This is a genomic window from Niveispirillum sp. (assembly GCF_017996735.1).
Lineage (GTDB): Bacteria > Pseudomonadota > Alphaproteobacteria > Azospirillales > Azospirillaceae > Niveispirillum.
Window position 1 is genome coordinate 1 of the sequence record NZ_JAGOGJ010000130.1, and the last position, 17,588, is coordinate 17,588.

General features: G+C 65.4%; 13 protein-coding genes and 1 pseudogene. 4 read left to right on the forward strand and 10 right to left on the reverse strand.

Annotated features, from left to right (window positions below):
• Positions 1–136: 136 nt before the first annotated feature.
• Both KBA48_RS26725 and KBA48_RS26730 read right to left on the reverse strand, forming a co-directional pair.
• Positions 137–1,465: an FAD-binding oxidoreductase gene (locus tag KBA48_RS26725; RefSeq protein ID WP_292911743.1), complete on the reverse strand. Its 1,329-nt coding sequence runs from the start codon at positions 1,463–1,465 to the stop codon at positions 137–139.
• Between the two features lie 67 nt (positions 1,466–1,532).
• Complete coding sequence (locus KBA48_RS26730) at positions 1,533–2,564, reverse strand: DUF1338 family protein (protein ID WP_292911744.1); 1,032 nt, start codon at positions 2,562–2,564, stop codon at positions 1,533–1,535.
• Between the two features lie 413 nt (positions 2,565–2,977).
• On the opposite strand from KBA48_RS26730, the gene KBA48_RS26735 reads away from it, so the two are divergent.
• From KBA48_RS26735 to KBA48_RS26745, 3 genes are read left to right on the forward strand one after another with little or no spacing between them, the layout of a single operon-like run.
• Positions 2,978–4,486, forward strand: coding sequence for a PAS domain S-box protein (locus KBA48_RS26735; protein ID WP_292911745.1), 1,509 nt, complete (start codon positions 2,978–2,980; stop codon positions 4,484–4,486).
• Complete coding sequence (locus KBA48_RS26740; RefSeq protein WP_292911746.1) at positions 4,479–4,922, forward strand: response regulator; 444 nt, start codon at positions 4,479–4,481, stop codon at positions 4,920–4,922. The genes KBA48_RS26735 and KBA48_RS26740 overlap by 8 nt, the downstream gene beginning before the upstream one ends.
• Positions 4,919–7,042 (forward strand): EAL domain-containing protein, encoded by a 2,124-nt coding sequence (locus KBA48_RS26745; protein ID WP_292911747.1) that lies wholly within the window; start codon positions 4,919–4,921, stop codon positions 7,040–7,042. The genes KBA48_RS26740 and KBA48_RS26745 overlap by 4 nt, the downstream gene beginning before the upstream one ends.
• Positions 7,043–7,220: 178 nt before the next feature.
• Here the strand turns inward: KBA48_RS26745 and KBA48_RS26750 are convergent, their stop codons facing one another.
• The 3 genes from KBA48_RS26750 to KBA48_RS26760 all read right to left on the reverse strand — a co-directional run bounded on the left by KBA48_RS26750 (position 7,221) and on the right by KBA48_RS26760 (position 11,175).
• Positions 7,221–8,240: an alpha/beta hydrolase gene (locus tag KBA48_RS26750; RefSeq protein ID WP_292911748.1), complete on the reverse strand. Its 1,020-nt coding sequence runs from the start codon at positions 8,238–8,240 to the stop codon at positions 7,221–7,223.
• Positions 8,241–8,350: 110 nt separating this feature from the next.
• The gene (locus tag KBA48_RS26755) at positions 8,351–9,076 is read right to left on the reverse strand and encodes a hypothetical protein (RefSeq protein ID WP_292911749.1); all 726 of its coding nucleotides are present in this window, start codon (positions 9,074–9,076) and stop codon (positions 8,351–8,353) included.
• Positions 9,073–11,175 carry a SpoIIE family protein phosphatase gene (locus KBA48_RS26760; protein WP_292911750.1) on the reverse strand — a complete coding sequence of 701 codons (2,103 nt, stop codon included), beginning with the start codon at positions 11,173–11,175 and terminating at the stop codon, positions 9,073–9,075. Before KBA48_RS26760 ends, KBA48_RS26755 begins: the two co-directional genes overlap by 4 nt.
• A 116-nt stretch (positions 11,176–11,291) precedes the next feature.
• On the opposite strand from KBA48_RS26760, the gene KBA48_RS26765 reads away from it, so the two are divergent.
• Complete coding sequence (locus KBA48_RS26765) at positions 11,292–12,317, forward strand: ABC transporter substrate-binding protein (RefSeq protein ID WP_292911751.1); 1,026 nt, start codon at positions 11,292–11,294, stop codon at positions 12,315–12,317.
• A 10-nt stretch (positions 12,318–12,327) separates the two neighbouring features.
• On the opposite strand, the gene KBA48_RS26770 is transcribed toward KBA48_RS26765, so the two are convergent.
• From KBA48_RS26770 to KBA48_RS26790, 5 genes and pseudogenes are all read right to left on the reverse strand, one after another.
• The gene (locus tag KBA48_RS26770) at positions 12,328–14,748 is read right to left on the reverse strand and encodes an MFS transporter (RefSeq protein ID WP_292911752.1); all 2,421 of its coding nucleotides are present in this window, start codon (positions 14,746–14,748) and stop codon (positions 12,328–12,330) included.
• Positions 14,749–16,560, reverse strand: a complete 1,812-nt coding sequence (locus tag KBA48_RS26775) for a hypothetical protein (RefSeq protein WP_292911753.1) — start codon at positions 16,558–16,560, stop codon at positions 14,749–14,751.
• A 31-nt stretch (positions 16,561–16,591) separates the two neighbouring features.
• A complete protein-coding gene (locus tag KBA48_RS26780; RefSeq protein ID WP_292911754.1) occupies positions 16,592–16,924 on the reverse strand; it encodes an STAS domain-containing protein in 333 nt (110 codons plus the stop codon).
• 57 nt (positions 16,925–16,981) lie between these two features.
• Positions 16,982–17,392 (reverse strand): ATP-binding protein, encoded by a 411-nt coding sequence (locus KBA48_RS26785; protein WP_292911755.1) that lies wholly within the window; start codon positions 17,390–17,392, stop codon positions 16,982–16,984.
• Positions 17,393–17,479: 87 nt separating this feature from the next.
• Positions 17,480–17,588 (reverse strand): annotated as a pseudogene (locus KBA48_RS26790) (IS5/IS1182 family transposase); the annotation flags it as partial.

Genomic DNA, 17,588 nt, shown 5'->3' on the forward strand with positions numbered 1-17,588 from the left:
GAGGAGAAGTCCAGATAGCGGTTCCCGCCTTCATCGATCAGCCAGGCGCCATCCCCGCCCGTGAAGGCAATGTCCAGGCGGGCATAGGTATTCATCAGGGCGCTATCACTCATCACCGGCTCCCATATCGAAAATTTCACCAGCGGACGCGACCCAACAGCCCGTCCGGGTCCAGATGCCGCTGGATCAGGCGCGAGAAATGCTGCTGCACTGGGTCCGCAAAGGATTGGTGGAAGGAAAGGTTGACGGGACCGATCCCGTGCTCGGCGCTATAGGACCCTCCGAAATCCTCCACCAGCAGCCGGTAAAGGGCCTGGCGGATGGCAGAGACCTTTTCCGGCGGGAAATCGGTGTCGCGATCCTTGGGGATCACCAGATTGAAATGGTCGCCACCGTCGCCGCGATGGCCGAAGCCGCAGATCAGCAGGTCGGGATGATGCCCACGCAGCCAATCGCCAGCCGCCCGGCGAAAGTCCGTCACGCGGCCGCGGGGAAGTGACACGTCCAGGCCGATGACCCGGCCCAGCCCCCGCAATCCTTCCGATATGGCATGTCGCAAGCCCCAAAGGTCGGCGGGTGAGCCGGGGACCGCGTCGGCGATCACCCCGCTGTCATAGCCCTGTTCCAGCACCCGCATCAGCAGCGCGTCGAGGTTCAGCCCGCTTTCCCCGCCTGTGGCCGACATCAGTTCCACCAGGATGCATTCATCGGGCACCGGTCCACCGAACGGGTTGCGCAATTGCGGCCGGTGATGCAGGGCGGCAGACAGGGCGGGTCCGGTTATACTCTCGAAGGCCGACAGGAACTCCCCCGCCTGATCCTCACACAGGGTCAGCAAATCGTTCACGGTCCTGCTGTCACGCGGCACGACCAAGGCCGTGGCCGTCTGGCGCGGGCGTGGCAGCAGGTTCAGCACGGCCCCCGTGACGATGCCGAAACTGCCGCCCGTGCCGATGAATAGCTGCTTGAGGTCCAGCCCGGCGCTGTTCTTGCGCAGGCCCCGCAGGTCGGCTGTGACCGTGCCGTCGGGCAGCACGGCTTCCACCCCCAGTACATTGTGCCGCACATCGCCATAGCGCAGCACGCGGGAGCCGCCGGCATTGGTGGCGATCATGCCGCCGACACTGGGGCTGGCGGAGATATCGACCGGAAACCACAGACCATTGGCCTCCAGCCTTTCGTTCAGCCGGTCCAGGTCCCAGCCGGCGGAAAGCGTGACGGCGCGGTTGGCGCGATCCAGGTCGAACCGTCCCGTCAGGCGCCTCAGGCTAAGGACAACCTGCGTTCCCGTTGCATCGGGGACAGAGGCACCGACCAGCCCGGTATTGGCCCCCTGCGGCACCACCTGCACGCCGTTCAGATGGCAATGGCGCAGGATGGCGGCGACCTGGGCCGTGTCGGCCGGCAGGACAACCAGCCTCGCCCGGCCCCCGCCATAACGGAAGCCGTTGGCGTAGGAAGCCATGTCATCAGGTCCGTCCAGGACATGGCGGTCCCCGACGATGGACCTCAGGGCCGCGGCGACGCCGGGATCAGCCACGGGCATTGCCGGCCCCGGCGGCAGTCATCTTGAAGATGCCTTGCGCATTGGAACTGTCAAACCGCAGGTCCAGCCCACGCGGCGCGGTGTCGTTGGCGGCGGCCACGGTGTCGCGGGAGATGAACTCGTAGAAGCTGCCGGGCACGGTGCGCGTGACGACCGATCCGTCGGCGGCGATGAAAGGCCGCTGAACCTGGGCCGCCCGGATGGCGGTCTGGCGCACGGTACCGCCGGCGGAAATCTCCACCGCCTCCTTCATCGGGAAGCCGCGCAACTTTAGTTCCTCGGCATGGGCGATGACGTCGGGCACGCGGTCGGTCGCATGGTTGAAGCGGTTGCCTTCCGTGCTGATCCAGGCCAGCTCGGCCGATTCCGCCAGCACCGTCTCGTAATCGGCCAGACGCGGTGTCGGGTGATGGCGATCGAACGCATGCGCCAACCGTGGCAACAGGGCTTGGGCTTCGGAAAGGGGCAAGCTATGCCGGCGCGACAGCCGGTCCAGAAGTGCCTTCACCCATCCATCCAGCGGGTCGGCGGAATGGCCGAAGATCGACCGGGCCGCATCCTGCACCTTGGGTGGAAAGCGTTCCACATGGATCTCGCTGACAAAATACTGGGCGATATCCTCGGGAAAATCGCGATGCGCATAGGCACGGCCCGTCATGCGCAGCCGATCCAGCGGATAGACCCCGGCCACGGCATAACCCAGGGGCTCCAGGATACGGCCGAAGGCGGCGGTGCCGCCCGGCAGATCGCCCAGATTGGCGGCTACGGTGCGCAACGCACCATGATCGAAGACCAGCTTGGCCTTCGGCACCTGCTCGCGGACATAGCGCGCGCCCTCCGGCACCTCATCCAGCAGGCGCTGGAACAGCACAATTGTCAGGGCCTTGGCCAGCACGGCGCGCGGCACTTCCGGACCGGTCATGTCGCGCAGGGCGGGCCGGATATCCAGGATGGAGAGCAGACTTGAGGCGGTCTCCACACCCAGGACGGCAGCGGTGAGCGCGTGCAAGTGGGACATCAGGACCTCTCCATCAATTGAAATATATGCAGAATTGGCGACATGCGCCCGTTCAGGGCCAGCGGTCGCGTCGCATGCGAGTTGCAAGGTCATCTTGGCGGCCAGTGACGACGGTCGGAAGGCGGCAAACTGACGATATGCCGACGAAATCGCGACAGAACGACAATGCCCGTGGCGAAGCGCCATTTCGCAGGAGCGGGTGCTGGTGCCGGCACCAATGGTGTGCGGCTGCCGCGCTTCATCCCGCACCGGCAATTATCAGGGGTATGTGACCCAGGAAGCACAATCTCCAACGAACGTCATATCACCCAATGGACTGTCGGCGCCTGAATGATTTATCGACTAAAATGATCATCTGCTTATATGGCAGGACAGCGCTCGTGCGTTGCCATCAGGATGGTGGAGGCCGGCTGATGCAGGATACCCCGCAGATTGTTACCGGCGCCCCATCGGACGAACCCTTCCGGTTGGTGGTGGAGGCTGCGCCCAACGCCATGGTGATGATCAATGGCCAGGGGCGCATCGTCATGGTCAATGGCCAGGCCGAGCGGGTTTTCGGCTATGACCGGGCGGAGATGCTGGGCCAACTGGTGGAGATGCTGGTACCGGCGCGGTTCCGGGGGCATCACCCGGCCTTGCGCACCACCTTCACCGGGGATCCGAGCCCCCGCCCCATGGGGGTTGGCCGTGACCTGTACGCCCTGCGCCGCGACGGGACGGAATTTCCCGTGGAGATCGGCCTGAACCCCATCCAGACATCTGACGGGCCGATGGTGCTGTCGGCCATTGTCGATCTGTCCCTGCGCCGGCAATCGGCGGAGCGGTTCCGCCAAGTGGTGGAGGCCGCACCCAACGCCATGGTGATGATCAATGGCGATGGCCGGATTGTGATGGTCAATGCCCAGGTGGAGCGGCTGTTCGGCTATGACCGATCCGAACTGCTGGGCAGCCCGGTGGAGATACTGGTGCCCGACCGGCACCGCGCCGCCCATCCGGACCTGCGTGGCGGGTTCTTCCGTCATGGCCATGGCTCGCGCCCCATGGGGGCTGGCCGCGACCTGTTTGCGCGCCGCAAGGATGGCAGCGAGTTTCCCGTGGAAATCGGTTTGAACCCCATCACCATGGATGAGGGACCGATGGTCCTGTCAGCCATCGTCGATATTTCCGACCGGGTGCAACGGCTGCAGCGCATGAATGACCGGCTGGAGGCCCGCACCCGCGATCTTGAGGTGGTCAATCAGGAGCTGGAAGCCTTTGCCTACTCCGTCTCGCATGATCTGCGGGCGCCCTTGCGCAGCATGGACGGGTTCAGCCAGGCGCTGCTGGAAGATTACGACGATATCCTGGATGACCGGGGAAAGGATTATCTGGCCCGCGTCCGGCGGGGCGCCGTGCGCATGGGGCAACTGATCGACGACCTGTTGAAACTGTCGCGCGTCACCCGCAGCGGCATCACCCCCATCGCCGTCGATCTGTCCGCCATCGCCGCCAATGTGGTGGAGGAGTTGCGCCAGCATGATCCGCAGCGCCCGGTCCAGGTGGTGATCACACCCGATTTGCTGGACGTGGCCGATCCGCGGCTGATGCGGGTGGTACTGGACAATCTGTTGGGCAATGCCTGGAAATTCACCAGCCGCACAGCCACCCCTATCATCGGTTTCACCGGCACGCGGCAGGGGGGGCAGGTGACTTACCAGGTGTCGGACAATGGCGTCGGGTTCGACATGGCCTATGCCGACAAGTTGTTCTCTCCGTTCCAGCGGCTGCATGCCGCGCATGAGTTCGACGGCACGGGCATCGGTCTGGCGACCGTGGCCCGGATCATCCGCCGCCATGGCGGCAATATCAATATCCGGTCCGAACCGGGTAAGGGCACGATCGTGTCTTTCACACTCAACAGCGGGGACGAGGCGCATGGCTGACGGGCGACTGCTGATCGTGGAAGACGATCCGGATGACGAGGCCCTGATTCTGCGGGCCCTGAAGTCGGCGCATGTCACCAACCCCATCGACATCGCTCATGACGGGGTGGAGGCGCTGGCCCATATCTTTGGCGATGCTGGCCCCGACGCCCCCATCCCGACGCCACCCATGGTGATCTTGCTGGATTTGAAGCTGCCCAAGATCGACGGGCTGGAGGTGCTGCGCCGTTTGAAGAGCGACCCGCGCAGCCATCACATTCCCGTGGTCATCCTCACCTCTTCGGACGAGCAGGAGGATATCGTCCGCTCCTATCGCCTGGGTGTGAACTCCTATGTCCGCAAGCCGGTGGATTTCGGCCGCTTCTCCACCAAGGTGGCGCAGCTTGGTCTTTATTGGACGCTGATCAACCAGCCGTTCGCGGAGGATCGGTCATGAGGGGAACCGATCCCGTTCGCATCCTGCTGGTGGAGGACAGCGAGCTTGACGCCGCCTGGTTGATGGAAAGCCTGCGACGGGGTGGTATGCCGCTGGACGCGCACCATGTCGACAATCGGGACGCCATCGTTGCGGCATTGGCCCAGCGGCCGTTTGACATCGTGCTGTGCGATTATTCCATGCCGTCGCTGTCTCCGTTGGAGGTGACCCTCCTGGTCCACGCCCATGATCCGGACCTGCCCCTGATCGTGGTGACGGGCACCATCGGGGAGGAGTCGGCGGTTGCCGTCATGCATGCCGGTGCCGCGGATCTGGTGCTGAAGGACCGCATCGCCCGGCTACGCCCCGCCATCGAGCGCGAATTGGCCGCTGCCGCTACCCGCCGCCAGAACCGGGTGATCGAGCAAGCCCGCCAGCAAAACGACATGGTGCTGCGCGGCATCGCCAAAAATATCCCTGGCATCATCTTCCGTCGGTATATGCAGACCGACGGGAGCCTCAGCTATACCTACATGCAGAAGGAGTTGCTGACTGATTTCATCGATAGCGGCGATCTGGGCGACCCGGCCACCAGTCCGCTGGTGATGGCATCCGGCGCCACGCTGTTGCGCGCCATCCACCCGGATGATCGCAAGACCTATCGGGATGCCATGGCTCTGTCGGCGGCAACGCTGGAACCCATGACGGTCGAATTCCGTCTATCGACCGGGTCCGGCGGCACCCGCTGGCTGCGATCGCAATCCCAGCCGGAAAAGCTTTCCGATGGATCGCTGCAATGGGATGGCATCGCGCTGGACGTGACGGAACTGAAGGCGGCGGAAGCGGTGCGCGACCATCTCGCCTATTTCGATCCGGTGACCGATCTGCCCAACCGGGCCCATTTCACCCGCCTGCTGATCGAAACACTGGCCAGACCGCTGAAAGATCGGCGCGTGGCCTTGTTCTGTCTGGGCCTGGACGCCTTTACCGATTTTCAGGATGGATGGGGGCTGGCGGCCACCGATGCGCTGGTCCGCGCCGTCGCCGACCGCCTGCGCCAGCTTCTGGAACCCGGCGAGGTGCTGGCAAGGTTCGAAGGGGCCTATTTCTGCCTGCTGCTGCCCGACGCGCCGGCCGACCTGGACCAGCGGCTCTGGCAGTTGCAGACGGCCTTCGGCCTGCCCTTCACCGTGGATGGCGTGCAGATGTCCCGCCGCGCCCATGTCGGCATCAGCCTGTATCCGGCCGATGCAAGCGACGCGACGGAGATGCTGCAACATGCCAGCACCGCCCTGCATGAGGTAAAGCCGTCGCGCGAACCCTTCCGCTACTACGCCGCGGAGATGACGGAACGGGCGGTGAAGCGGCAATGGATTCAGACCGAGCTGGCCGCCGCCATGACCAATGGCCGGATCACGCTGTTCTATCAGCCGCTGGTCCATCCGGTGCGCCACCACATCATCGGGGCCGAGGCGCTGGTGCGCTGGCAGCATGAGGGGCGCGGCCTGATCCCGCCGGCGGATTTCATCCCGGCAGCCGAACAGGGCGGCCAGATCGTGGAACTGGGGTACGAGGTGCTGCGCCAGGCGCTGGAGCAGACGGCGCTGTGGCGGGCCGCCGGCCTGTGCGATTTCCCGATGTCGGTCAATGTGTCAGGCATCCAGCTCATGCGCCCCGATTTCAGCGTCCGGGTGCGGTCCCTGCTGGACCGGACCGGCCTGCCGCCTTCGGCGCTGAAACTGGAACTGACGGAAAGCACCATCATTCGCGATGATGATCTGGTCCATCGCAACATCACCGAACTGGCCAGCCTGGGCGTCAGCTTCGCCCTGGACGATTTCGGCATGGAACATTCGGTGTTCAGCCGCCTGTCGGAACTGCCCATCGACACGGTGAAGGTGGACCGGTTCTTCATCAGCCAGATGACCAAGGCCGCCGAGCATGCGGCCCTGGTCCAGGCCATCGTCGCCATGTCGCACGCCATGCACAAGCAGGTGGTGGCAGAAGGGGTGGAAACGCAGGAGGAACTGATCTACCTGCGCGCCTATCAATGCGACGCCCTGCAGGGCTACCTGTTCAGCAAGCCGGTGCCGGCAGCCGCGATGGAACTGCTGCTACGCCAGGGACGGTTACTGGGGTGATGGCGGCGCAGCGGGTTCGGCCGGCGCCGCGCGATCTGTGAAGACAGCGCCGGAGGCAGGCGCGTTGGCGCTCCATATGTCCTGTAGGGGTTTCACTGCCGGCTGGTGCAGACCGCCCTTGATGGCTTCATAATGCCCTCAATGGCGCACTCAATCCTGAGCGGGTGAACTGGGCCGGCTAAAAGATCGCCTGTCGCCGCGGTGCCGGTGTGATCGGGATGGAACAGGGACCGTCCGGCGGGCGTCCATCCAGGAAGTTACCGATCAGGTTGATCTGGTTGGGATCCGACAGGGCCGGGGTATGGCCCGTATGGGGAATATGCGCCACCCAGAGGTCGGGACGTTTGCTCATCCGTGCCAGCGTGGCCGGCTGCAACGCATCCGACAGCATGCCGTGCAGCACCAGGACCGGCGCCCGCACCAACTGCCATTCGGCCCATTGGTCCAACGCATTGCCGGCACCATCGGCATAGGCCTGCATGGCGCGTGGATCGTGACGATAGACCCGGCCTCCATCGGCATCCGACCAGCGGGTCTGGTGCCAGGCGTTATGCAGACGTTCGGCCACTGACAAGGGGCCATCCTGCTTCTGTGCGGCCCCTACGCGCCGGATCAGGGCTTCAGGCGTGTTGAATACGTAGTGGCGCACCAGGGCCTGGGCCCGACGTGTCCGCCGGGCCGCCGGGATGTAGGGGCCGATATCATTCAGCACCAGCCGTTCGATCAGACCCGGATAACGGGCAGCAAGCGCCAACCCCACCGACCCGCCAAGGGACGAGCCCAGCAGCAGCATCTTCCGCCGCCCCAGGTGCCGCATCAGGGCCTTCACCTGTTCGCAATATGTCGCCAGATTGTAGTCGCCCTGCACCGGCATCCAACCGGACAGGCCGCGCCCCACCCAGTCCAGGGCTACCACATGGAACCGGTCGCACAACCGGTGGGCCAGATAATCGAAGCGCCGGGCGGTATTGGCGACACCGCCGACGCAGAGCAGCAGGGGCAGGGCCGGGTCACCCCAGGCCGTATAGGAACAGCGGATGCTGAAATCCCGCCGCTGCCGGGGCAGCCAATGGCCCTGCAGCCGCTTGGGATAGGGAAATTCATAGTGAAGGGTGGCATAGGAACCGGCCAACAGCGTCTCGAACGCCGCCACCTGCGCGGCACAGGCTTCCCATCCCGTGACATCGCTGTGCGGCACGGGTGTTGGCCGGCCAGGGGATAATACGGCCAATGTCACGGCAGACGGTTCCTCAAGCTTCCCATACATCCCCTGTAACATGGGCGGTCCATCGGGGGTATGGGTTCCGGTCAATCCGTCCTTTTGATGTAAAACAACAGGATATCCCGCACCGTCTCCCCATGGGGTGCGGGTTCCACCCCATGGAACGACATGTCGTCCTTCACGAACCAGAACAGGCTGTTGGGCAGGAAGGGTGCGGTCCAGACATGATCGAAGCCGCCGCGATCATGATGGCGACCGCCCCAGCAGCGCATTGATGGGTCACGCGGCGCATAGATCGCCGTCCCCTGGCCGCTATTGCCGGCATCCGGCGGCAGGTAGAACAGCAGGGTCAGCACATTGGGTGGATCGGACGTGTGGGGGAGCACACCCGGCCCGCCCCGATCACGCACCAGCAGCAGCGACGTCCGCCATCCACCCAACGGCCGCTGTTCCGCCCGCATCCGCGCGGCCACGGGACCGTGGGCAATCCGTAGCAGGGTCTCCCCGAATGCCGGGCCCAGCGTCCGTTCCCGCAGCCCGCGCCAGAAGGCCGCGCGCGGTGCATCCAGGCCCCCGATGGCGGCATCGTCGATGACCAGACCGCGCCGCGCGGCATAATCACCGGCCGGGTCCCAGTCGGCCGACAGGGGATGGTAGGCATCATCGTCGGGCAGTGCCGCGCGGATGGCGGCGAAGAAATCCGGCGGGAACACATCCCCCACCCAGCCATGCCAATGCGGATCGGCGCGCAATTCGGTTTCTGCAATCCGCGTTTCCGCCCAGGTACGGGCACGATCGAAATCAATATTCATGCCGCATCCCCAACCTTGAAACGCAGGGCCACGCACGTGATGTCGTCGGCCTGCGGGGCGCCACCCGCAAAGTCATTGACCATGGAAACGATATGCATCGGCACCTCGCTGTTGGACAGGGCAGCAATGACGGGCGCCCCCACAAGCAGACGCGCGTCCCCGAAGATCGTCCCCGCCATATCGAACGCTTCCGTCACCCCATCGGTGAACAGGAACAGAGTGTCGCCAGGGTCAAGCACAAGGTGGCGGTCGTGATATTCCATATCCTCCATCACCGCCAGCGCCATATCCCCGGACCCCGGCAGCGTGCTGACCGTACCGCCGGCCTTGACCAGCAATGGCGGATTGTGTCCGGCATTGCAGTAGTCGAAGCGGCCGGTAGCCGGGTTGAATATCCCGTAGAACAGGGTGACGAACATCAGTTCGGGATTTTCCGCGGCCAGCAGATCGTTGACCTGGGCCACGCAGCGTGAGGGGGACGTGGTGAAACCCGCCGTGGCCCGCAGCAAGGTGCGGGAAATCGCCATGAAAAAGGCGGCCGGCACGCCCTTGCCCGACACATCCGCCACCGCCACGCCCAGGCGACCATCGGGCAGCAGGAAATAGTCGTAGAAATCGCCCCCGATCTCCTTGGCGGGCACCATGGCGCCCGCCACTTCCGTCCCGCCATGCTGCAAGGGCAGGCCGGGCAGGATGGAAGCCTGGATCTTGCGCGCGATTTCCAGTTCCTGCTGCAGGCTGATGAACTGGGTCTTGGTCATCAGGGCTTCGCGCAGCTCAGCCACCAGATGCGACAGTTTTTGATGCTGCTCACGCACGCGCAACGACATCTTGCGGAAGGCCGGCGCCATCATGCCCAACGCATCGCCGCCGCCATCCCCGGCATTGGCGCCGGCCGATGCCGGCTGCCTGTCCGCCTCCGCCTCGATCTCCGCCAGATCGTTCAGCAACTCGGCCCGCGCCCCCTCGGCCAGCATGCCGGCCAGTGCCGTCATCTCCTGGCGGATGAACTGTTCCTGGCGCTGGCGCTGACGCTCGCGACGCTCGCGAACGGCATCCAGCGCGTCCAGCGTCTCGCGGAACACGCCCACGGTCCGGACGATGCGCCCCACCTCGTCATTGCCGGCGGGGCGTTCGAACTGGATGGCGGTGTTGCCCTGGGCCAGCGCGTTCAGCACGTCGATGGCTTCGCCAAGCGGCGTGAAGGCCCGGCGCATGAAATTGTTGAGCAGCCAGAGCAGCGCCACCAGCGTGGCCGCCACCAGCATCAGCACGATCTGTTCGGTCAGCCGCTCGATCTCATAACCACGGCTGGCATCGGTCACCGACAGCAGGCGGCCCACCGTCTGGCCGGCCCGGTCCTGCAACGGGACGGCGGCCAGCATGAAGGTCCGGTCGCCGACGGTGCGCGTCTCGAACGCCTGCCGGTCCGGCGGCACGCCCGCCGCCGTCAATTCCGTCCACAGGCCGGGATCGGTTCCCGCCTGGAGCTTTCCCTCGATGGTTTCGATGAAGGCGCCGGCCACGTCGCCACGCGTGAACAGCGGCAGAACCTGGGCGATATTGGTGGCCAGCGTCAGGCTGCCCGCCATATTTCCGTCGGGTCCGGCCAGCGGTACCAGCAGGGTGGCCATGGCACCGAACTGGCCATCGGTTTCAATGCCGCTGATCGGACTGCCGCTGCGCAGGGCCTGCTGGCGGGCAATATCATCCATCATGGGTTCGGGGAAGGTGGCCTCCACCGTCGTGAACAGGATGGTACCGTCGCCATCCTGCACCTCCACCCGGTTCTGGCCGCCCATGCCGGCCAGATCGGCGGCCAGCGTCTGGCCCAGGCGCTGGATGGCCGCCCGATCACCCTTGGCCACCGCCACCGCCAACCGGCCCGACAGGTCGCCTGCCCGATCGGCCCGCAACCGCAGCCGTTCCACCAGATGGGACAGGGACTGGTCCATCAGGGTGCGGGTACTTTCCAGGATCAGGTCGGCATAGCGCGTGGTGACGATGCGCTGGCGCAACAGCCCGGCATAGTACAGCCCGCCCGTCAGCAGCAGGCAACTGGCCATGACCATTGTTATGACGCGGGTACGCAGCAGCATCTTTTCTCAGGGGGGGATAGATAGGTGGCGGGCGCAGGTCCGATTGGTGGTTGCCGATTGTGTCTGGTATGCTGTGCCTGTGCAATCCGGCACTGTCGTCGATCGGATGGTTATTCATGGCAAGGACGCGATGCTGGGCGCTCTGGCTGTCGATGGCGGCGCTGGTGCTGCTGACGATGAGCCTGTCTGCCCAGGCTCAGGAAACGGCGAAAAAGCGCGTCTACATGGTGCTGTGGCGCGGCGAGACGGAGATGGAGCGCGGGTTTCGCGACTATCTGGACGAACAGGGTGTCGCTGTCGACTATATCGTCCGCAACCTGGACCAGAACCTGGCCCGGCTGCCGGAATTCACGGCGGAAATCAAGGAAACCAAGCCCGATCTGGTCTATAGCTGGGGCACCAGCGTCACGCAGAATCTGGTCGGCACCATTGGCAAGGTGGACCCCGCGCGCCATGTCACCGAGGTGCCGGTCGTGTTCATCTTCGTTACCGACCCGGTTGCCGCCGGCATCGTGGAAAGCCTGGACCATCCCGGCCGGCCGATGACCGGCACCTCGCACATGGCGCCGCTGGACAGCCAGTTGAACGCCATGGAGGCGGTGATGCCGCTGAAAAAGCTGGGCCACATCTACAATCCGGCAGAGGTTAATTCCAAGCTCTATGCCGGAAAACTGGCCGAGGCGGCGGCGCGGCGCGGCATAACCCTGGTCATGCGCCCGATCCCGTTGAATGAACAGGGCCAGCCGATGGCCGATTCGATCCCGTCGCTGGTGGCCGGCATGGCCGACGAGCAGGTGGATTATCTTTATATCGGGCCGGACAGCTTCATCGGCCGCAATGCCACCGCCTTCACTGATGCCGCCCTGAAGAACGGGGTGCGGACCTTCGCATCGACCGAACAGCCGCTGCGGGCCGGCAAGGCGCTGATGGGTCTGGTCTCCAGCTATTACAATCTCGGTCGTTTCACGGCGGCCAAGGCCAAGCGTATCCTGGCCGACGGCACCCGGCCGGAGGATATCCCCGTGGAGACGCTGCGCCGCTTCACCTTCCTGGTGAACATGGATGTCGCCCGCACACTCAACACCTATCCGCCGATGAGCGTGCTGAGCTTCACCGAGGTGCTGAACGCACCGGGCGGGTGAGGGTGAATTTTTATACCGGCGACCGCGGGATAAGGCGCAGGCCGAGGGCCAGCAGGACGGTGGTGCCCAGGCACAGGACACCAATGCTGGTCAGGGCGGCGTCCAGGCCGCCCAGGCCCAGCAGCGCGGCCATCACCACCGGCCCGATGAACAGGCCGACACGGTCGGCCACGCGATAGACCGACAGGACCAGCAGGCGGCCAGCGCGCGCCCGCTCCGCCTCTGTCTCCTCGAAGATCAGGGTGATCTGGGACGACATACCGAAGGCCTGCGCCGTGCCCAGCACCATCACCGCCAGCACCAGACCGATGGTCGTGGGCATGGACAGCGCCAGCAACGCCGTCGCCGCCGTCAGCACGCCGCTGGCCAGCACGAAACGCCGCGCGCCACCGCGCCCATCCACCAGCCGTCCCCAGCCCGGCGCGGTCAGCGCCATCAGCAGGGAATAGATCATCATCACCCGACCTGTCTCCGACGGGCTGTTGCCCAGATCGGCCAGCCGCAAGGGCGCCAGATAATAGAGGAAACCCGTGATCATCAGCCGCGACGGCACCGCCGCCAGCAGCACGATCGACATGAAACGACGGTTGCGCAGCAGGGAGGACAATGCCGACAGCCGCCGTGGTTCCGCCACGGATGCTGTTCCCGTCGTTTCGGTCCGCACAGCGGCCGTGGAGCCGCTGGACAGCAGGCAGGGCACGGCCAACAGGGCCAGGGCGGACGCCGCGATCAGGGTCGCCGCCGGACCGGCATGATCAGCGATCAGGCTGCCCGTCAGGGTGCCGCAGACCGTGCCGCCAAAGAAGATCGACAGGTAGATGGCGTTGGCCTGTGTCCGCCGGTCGACCGGCATGGCGGCCAGAATGCTGTCCTGCACCAGAATCATCACGGCGCCGATGGCCAGCCCGCCAATGACGCGCCCGGCCAGCAGCGCGGGCAGACCGCCTGCCGTACCGCAGAGCAGCAGCCCGGCCGCCGCCAATCCCGCCACCGCCGCCAGCAACGCCGAGCGTGGCAGCCGGTGCGCGACCAGACCGGTCAATGGCTGGGCAACGGCAACCGCCAGCCAGAAGGCCGAGATCGGCAGACCAACGGCAGTCGCGGTATTCAGCAGCCCGCCACCCGCCCCCAGCAGGGAACGGGCATAGACCGGCATGAAGCTGTAGGTAAAGGCATCGGCGAATATCAGCAGGAAGAAGCCCAGGCGCACAAGCGCCAGGGTACGGGCCGCCCGGCGCTGCGCGATGGGCGCTGCGATGCCGGTCACCACCGTCCCGATCAGGAAGCGCGTCACTTCCATGGTGACGATCAAGGCCACCACCACCACCATGCCGACATCCAGCAGGATATCGGCCAGCCGGCCCCGCACGAAGCCGGCATCCGCACCGACGAACAGGGTGCCGACCACGCTGTCCGCCGCCTGGATGCTTTCGGCCACGACACGATTGCCCCCCATCTCCCCCAGCAGGCCATAGGCGCCGGGGACCCAGGCATCCAGGACGGATTGGATCACCGCACCATCGGCACCGACGGCATGACGCAGCCGGCCGGCGGCGTCGGTCACCGCCAGCAGGGTGATCTGGGGTTCATCATCACGCGTTGCGCTCAGGTACTCCTCGACTCCGCCCAACTTGTCGAACGGCACGCCCAGAGACACTGCATGGCTGAAATCGTTGCTGACAGCGTTGAGCACCGCCTGCGCCGTGCGGTCCAGTTCCGGCAGCAGGTCGGCTTCAAACAACTGCGTGGCCCGCCACAGGCCCAGCGCCAGGCACAGCAGCAGCATCCCGGCGGCCAGCGCACCGATGGCGCGTGTCAGAAAGGTGCCGGGATCGGCGTGCCCGCCCGCCCGCAATCGCCAGAACAGCAGCATCAGGACCGCAATCAGGGCCAGAACCGCCACCCCCGTGGCCATGGCCACCTGCACGCCCAGTTGGCGGGCCATGTCCCAGGTCCGCCGGCTGACCGTCGCCTCGTCCAGCAGCAGCACCAGATTGCCTTCCACCTGATCAAAGCTGTTGCGGATGGGGGCTGACAACAACAATTGGCCTTCCACCTCCCGCAAGCCCCCGGCGGCGTCGGGTGTCCACCCGGCGGGCAGATCGCCCCGGCCCAGCCGATCGGCGCTGCGCCCCAGCACCTCGATCCCCGCCCCATCCAGCAGCAGCACGCCCTGTACCGTCGCCTGCTTGACGACAGCACGGGCCAGGATGGTGTCGGTGTTGGGCAGCGATGCCAGCGACAGGCCAAGCGCCATATTGCGCTCCAGCGTGCCCCGCACGGAGCGGGCCGCCACGCCGCCTTGCTCTGACAGCAACAGGATCAGACTGCGCCGATATTCCAGCATGCCCAGCGTCAGGAACAGCCCTGCTGCCATGGCCAGGATCAGGGTCATGGAAAGGGCGACGCGGACGAAGGCATGCATCCGCATCTATACCGCTCCCGCCGTCCTTCTGGACCGCCCCAGCAGCAGGATGGCACCCGGCAGGGCGATCACAGCACCAAGCACCATCTGCCCACCCAGTGTCATCCCCTCCCCCAAGCCCAGGCCCAGGCAAATGCCGGCCAGTACCGCCAGCAGCACTGTCCGCAGCACCGTCAACACGCCCCACCTCACCTGCCGCAGCGACCAGATCTGATACAGGATGGCGGCAGTTCCCAGCATTACCGGCGGCATCCACTCCACGGGCAAGCCACCCGGCATGACCCTGGAATGCAGCAGCGCACAAACCCACAGGGTCAGGGCCAGGCACGACCCGAACAGGCACAGGCGCTTGCGATGGGGTCGGTCGTCCATCACCACACGCTGGGCCAGGGCACCCCCCTGCCGGCGGCAGGCCCAGCGCGTCACGGCATTGATGGCGGCGACCACGCCGGTGGCGTCATCATCCGCCGATGTGGAGGCCAGAAACCGGAAATCGCCCGCGCCGGCCATGCCCATCACCTTGTAGGCCGATGCCAGCGACAGGTTGCCCAGCCGCAGCAGGCCCAGAGCCACCGCTTCCAGCCCGATGATCAGCAATGCCAGGGTCAGCCATGCCAGATCGCGCAGCAGCGGCATCATCAAGTCGCCCGGCAGTGCCGCCCGGCGGGTCACGACCAGATTGCCGGCCCCGTCACCGGCACGGCTGATCGGCAGGGCAAATTGCTCCGTCCCTGGTGCAATCGCCTTCGTGGCATCACTGCTGTACAGCACACGCCCTTCCGGTGACGTGACCTCCAGACGCTCGAAACCTTTATTATCCGCCACAGTCCGGGACAGCAGCACGTCCAGCCCGACAAGGCGGTCGATCGGGATGCCGTAGGACAAGGCCCGTTCGATCTGGGCCGCCACGCCATGACCGGCCAGCCGCGCCTGTTCGGCCACCAGGGAGGGCACCGTCCGTTCCACCTGGGCATAGACGGTCCAGATCAGCGACCCGGCCGCCGCCGACAGGATCAGCACCATGATGGCGCCCAGCCGCAAGGCGCGGTCGCGCGCCAACTGGGCCATGGTCGCGTCACGGATGGCCGCTTCCGCAGCAGCCGGGGCCGGAGCCTCAGACGGCCCCGATTGCAACAGGGCGATGCGATCGGCGATGTTTACCAGCAATGGCGGTGATGACGGCCGCTCCCCCTCCAGCAGGCCCATCAGGGCGCTGCGCAAAATGTCCAGGCGCCGGGACCGCCGCCAGGCCTCCGCCGTTGCCGCCAGGGCCGCCGCCAGAACGGCGATGCAGCCGATGATGACCGTGTCGCGGGTCAGTCGCACCACGGACAGGCGCCGTTCCTCCAGCGCGCGGGCCTGCGGCACACGCAGCGCCACCGCCCCCGCCGCTTCACCAAAGGCGCCGCGCACCGGCTGGATCACCACCAGTTCATCACCCTGCATCAGGGTCCGCAGATCGCCGCTGTCCAGGGCGGCCCCCGACGGCCAGCCCGTCTGCTGACCGACATTGCCCTGGTTGGTGCCGAACCGCACGATGCCGGCGACGTCATAGACGGAGATGGTGGCCACCGACGGTGCCCGTGCCCTGCTGTCGTTCAGGATGCCCTGCAGGCTGGCCAGATCCTGCAAAGGCAGGCCGATGGCCAGGCTGCTTTCGATATTGCCACCCAGTTCCACCGCCAGCCGGCGATAGATCTCTGTCCGGGATTGCGCCTGGATATCCTGGAAGAACCGGATGGACAGCCAGCCACCGCCCGCCACGAACAGCAGGATCAGGATGACAAAAGCGATCAGGGCACGGCCAAAGGCGGTCACTGTTACCCCATCCCCACCGGGTGCTGCCGGTTCAACCCAGCGCCGCCAGAGCAGCAGCCCGGTCAGCCTTGATGGTGAACAGGGACGTGAAGCCGGAAATGTCGAACACCTCCTGCACGTTGGGATGCAGGCTGCACAAGGCCAGCTTCGATCCGCTCGCCTTGGCCTGCTTTGCCTGTTTCAGCAGGACGCGCAGTCCCGCGCTGCTGACATAATCCAGGCTGCCCAGGTCCAGGACCAGCGCCTTGCAATCGCCGGGGATCGCGGCCAGACGGTCGTCCAGCATCTTGCTGCTGTTGCCGTCCAGGCGCCCCGCCGGGGCCAGCACCTGAATGCCGTCGACACGCTCTTCAGCAATATCCATGACTATCCTCTCAAAGCTATGAACGCGACCGCACGGATGCGGGATGGAAAGCGGGTATCATCGTTTCTTGGTGAAGCACAGCCTGTTGTGGTTTCCCACGCGGCTATAGGAAACATCATCCATCATGTTGCGCAGCAGATGAACACCCAGACCCCCGATCTCACGCTCATCAAGATCGGCAGTTATATCGGGGACCGCACGCTGTAAAGGGTCGAAGGCCGGGGCGTCATCCTCCACCTCTGCCGTCACGGCAGCATCGTCCGTCCGCATGCGCACGGTGATCGTGCGTCCAGGCGCACCGCCCAGACCATGCTGGATGATGTTGGTCAGAACCTCGTCGAAGCAGAGGTTGAATTGGAAACACAGTTTCGGGGGCAGGTCCTGGCTGTCGCAGAATTCCTCCACCTGCTCGGCCAGACGCGCGATCTCCTCCAACTGGCTGTCCACGACCAGGACGAAATCCGCCACGCCCGACCCCCGTCACGATTCACTCTGTCCAGTGATCTTGGCTTGTACCGGGTGCCAAAACAATGGCCCTTTAGGGCCTGTGGGGATTCAGCGCGAATTGATGACAGCAGCGGCGAGATAGATTATGGCTTCAAAGCTTTTGTCTGTTTTGCAAGCTCTCATGGCGATGCGCTTGAACTCCTTGAGTTTGCAGAAG

Bases quoted from the DNA above. Each gene is read 5' to 3' on its own strand.
- KBA48_RS26725 (WP_292911743.1), bottom strand. From the start codon at position 1,465: ATGGCTTCCTACGCCAACGGCTTCCGTTATGGCGGGGGCCGGGCGAGG.
- KBA48_RS26730 (WP_292911744.1), bottom strand. From the start codon at position 2,564: ATGTCCCACTTGCACGCGCTCACCGCTGCCGTCCTGGGTGTGGAGACC.
- KBA48_RS26735 (WP_292911745.1), top strand. From the start codon at position 2,978: ATGCAGGATACCCCGCAGATTGTTACCGGCGCCCCATCGGACGAACCC.
- KBA48_RS26740 (WP_292911746.1), top strand. From the start codon at position 4,479: ATGGCTGACGGGCGACTGCTGATCGTGGAAGACGATCCGGATGACGAG.
- KBA48_RS26745 (WP_292911747.1), top strand. From the start codon at position 4,919: ATGAGGGGAACCGATCCCGTTCGCATCCTGCTGGTGGAGGACAGCGAG.
- KBA48_RS26755 (WP_292911749.1), bottom strand. From the start codon at position 9,076: ATGAATATTGATTTCGATCGTGCCCGTACCTGGGCGGAAACGCGGATT.
- KBA48_RS26760 (WP_292911750.1), bottom strand. From the start codon at position 11,175: ATGCTGCTGCGTACCCGCGTCATAACAATGGTCATGGCCAGTTGCCTG.
- KBA48_RS26765 (WP_292911751.1), top strand. From the start codon at position 11,292: ATGGCAAGGACGCGATGCTGGGCGCTCTGGCTGTCGATGGCGGCGCTG.
- KBA48_RS26770 (WP_292911752.1), bottom strand. From the start codon at position 14,748: ATGCGGATGCATGCCTTCGTCCGCGTCGCCCTTTCCATGACCCTGATC.
- KBA48_RS26780 (WP_292911754.1), bottom strand. From the start codon at position 16,924: ATGGATATTGCTGAAGAGCGTGTCGACGGCATTCAGGTGCTGGCCCCG.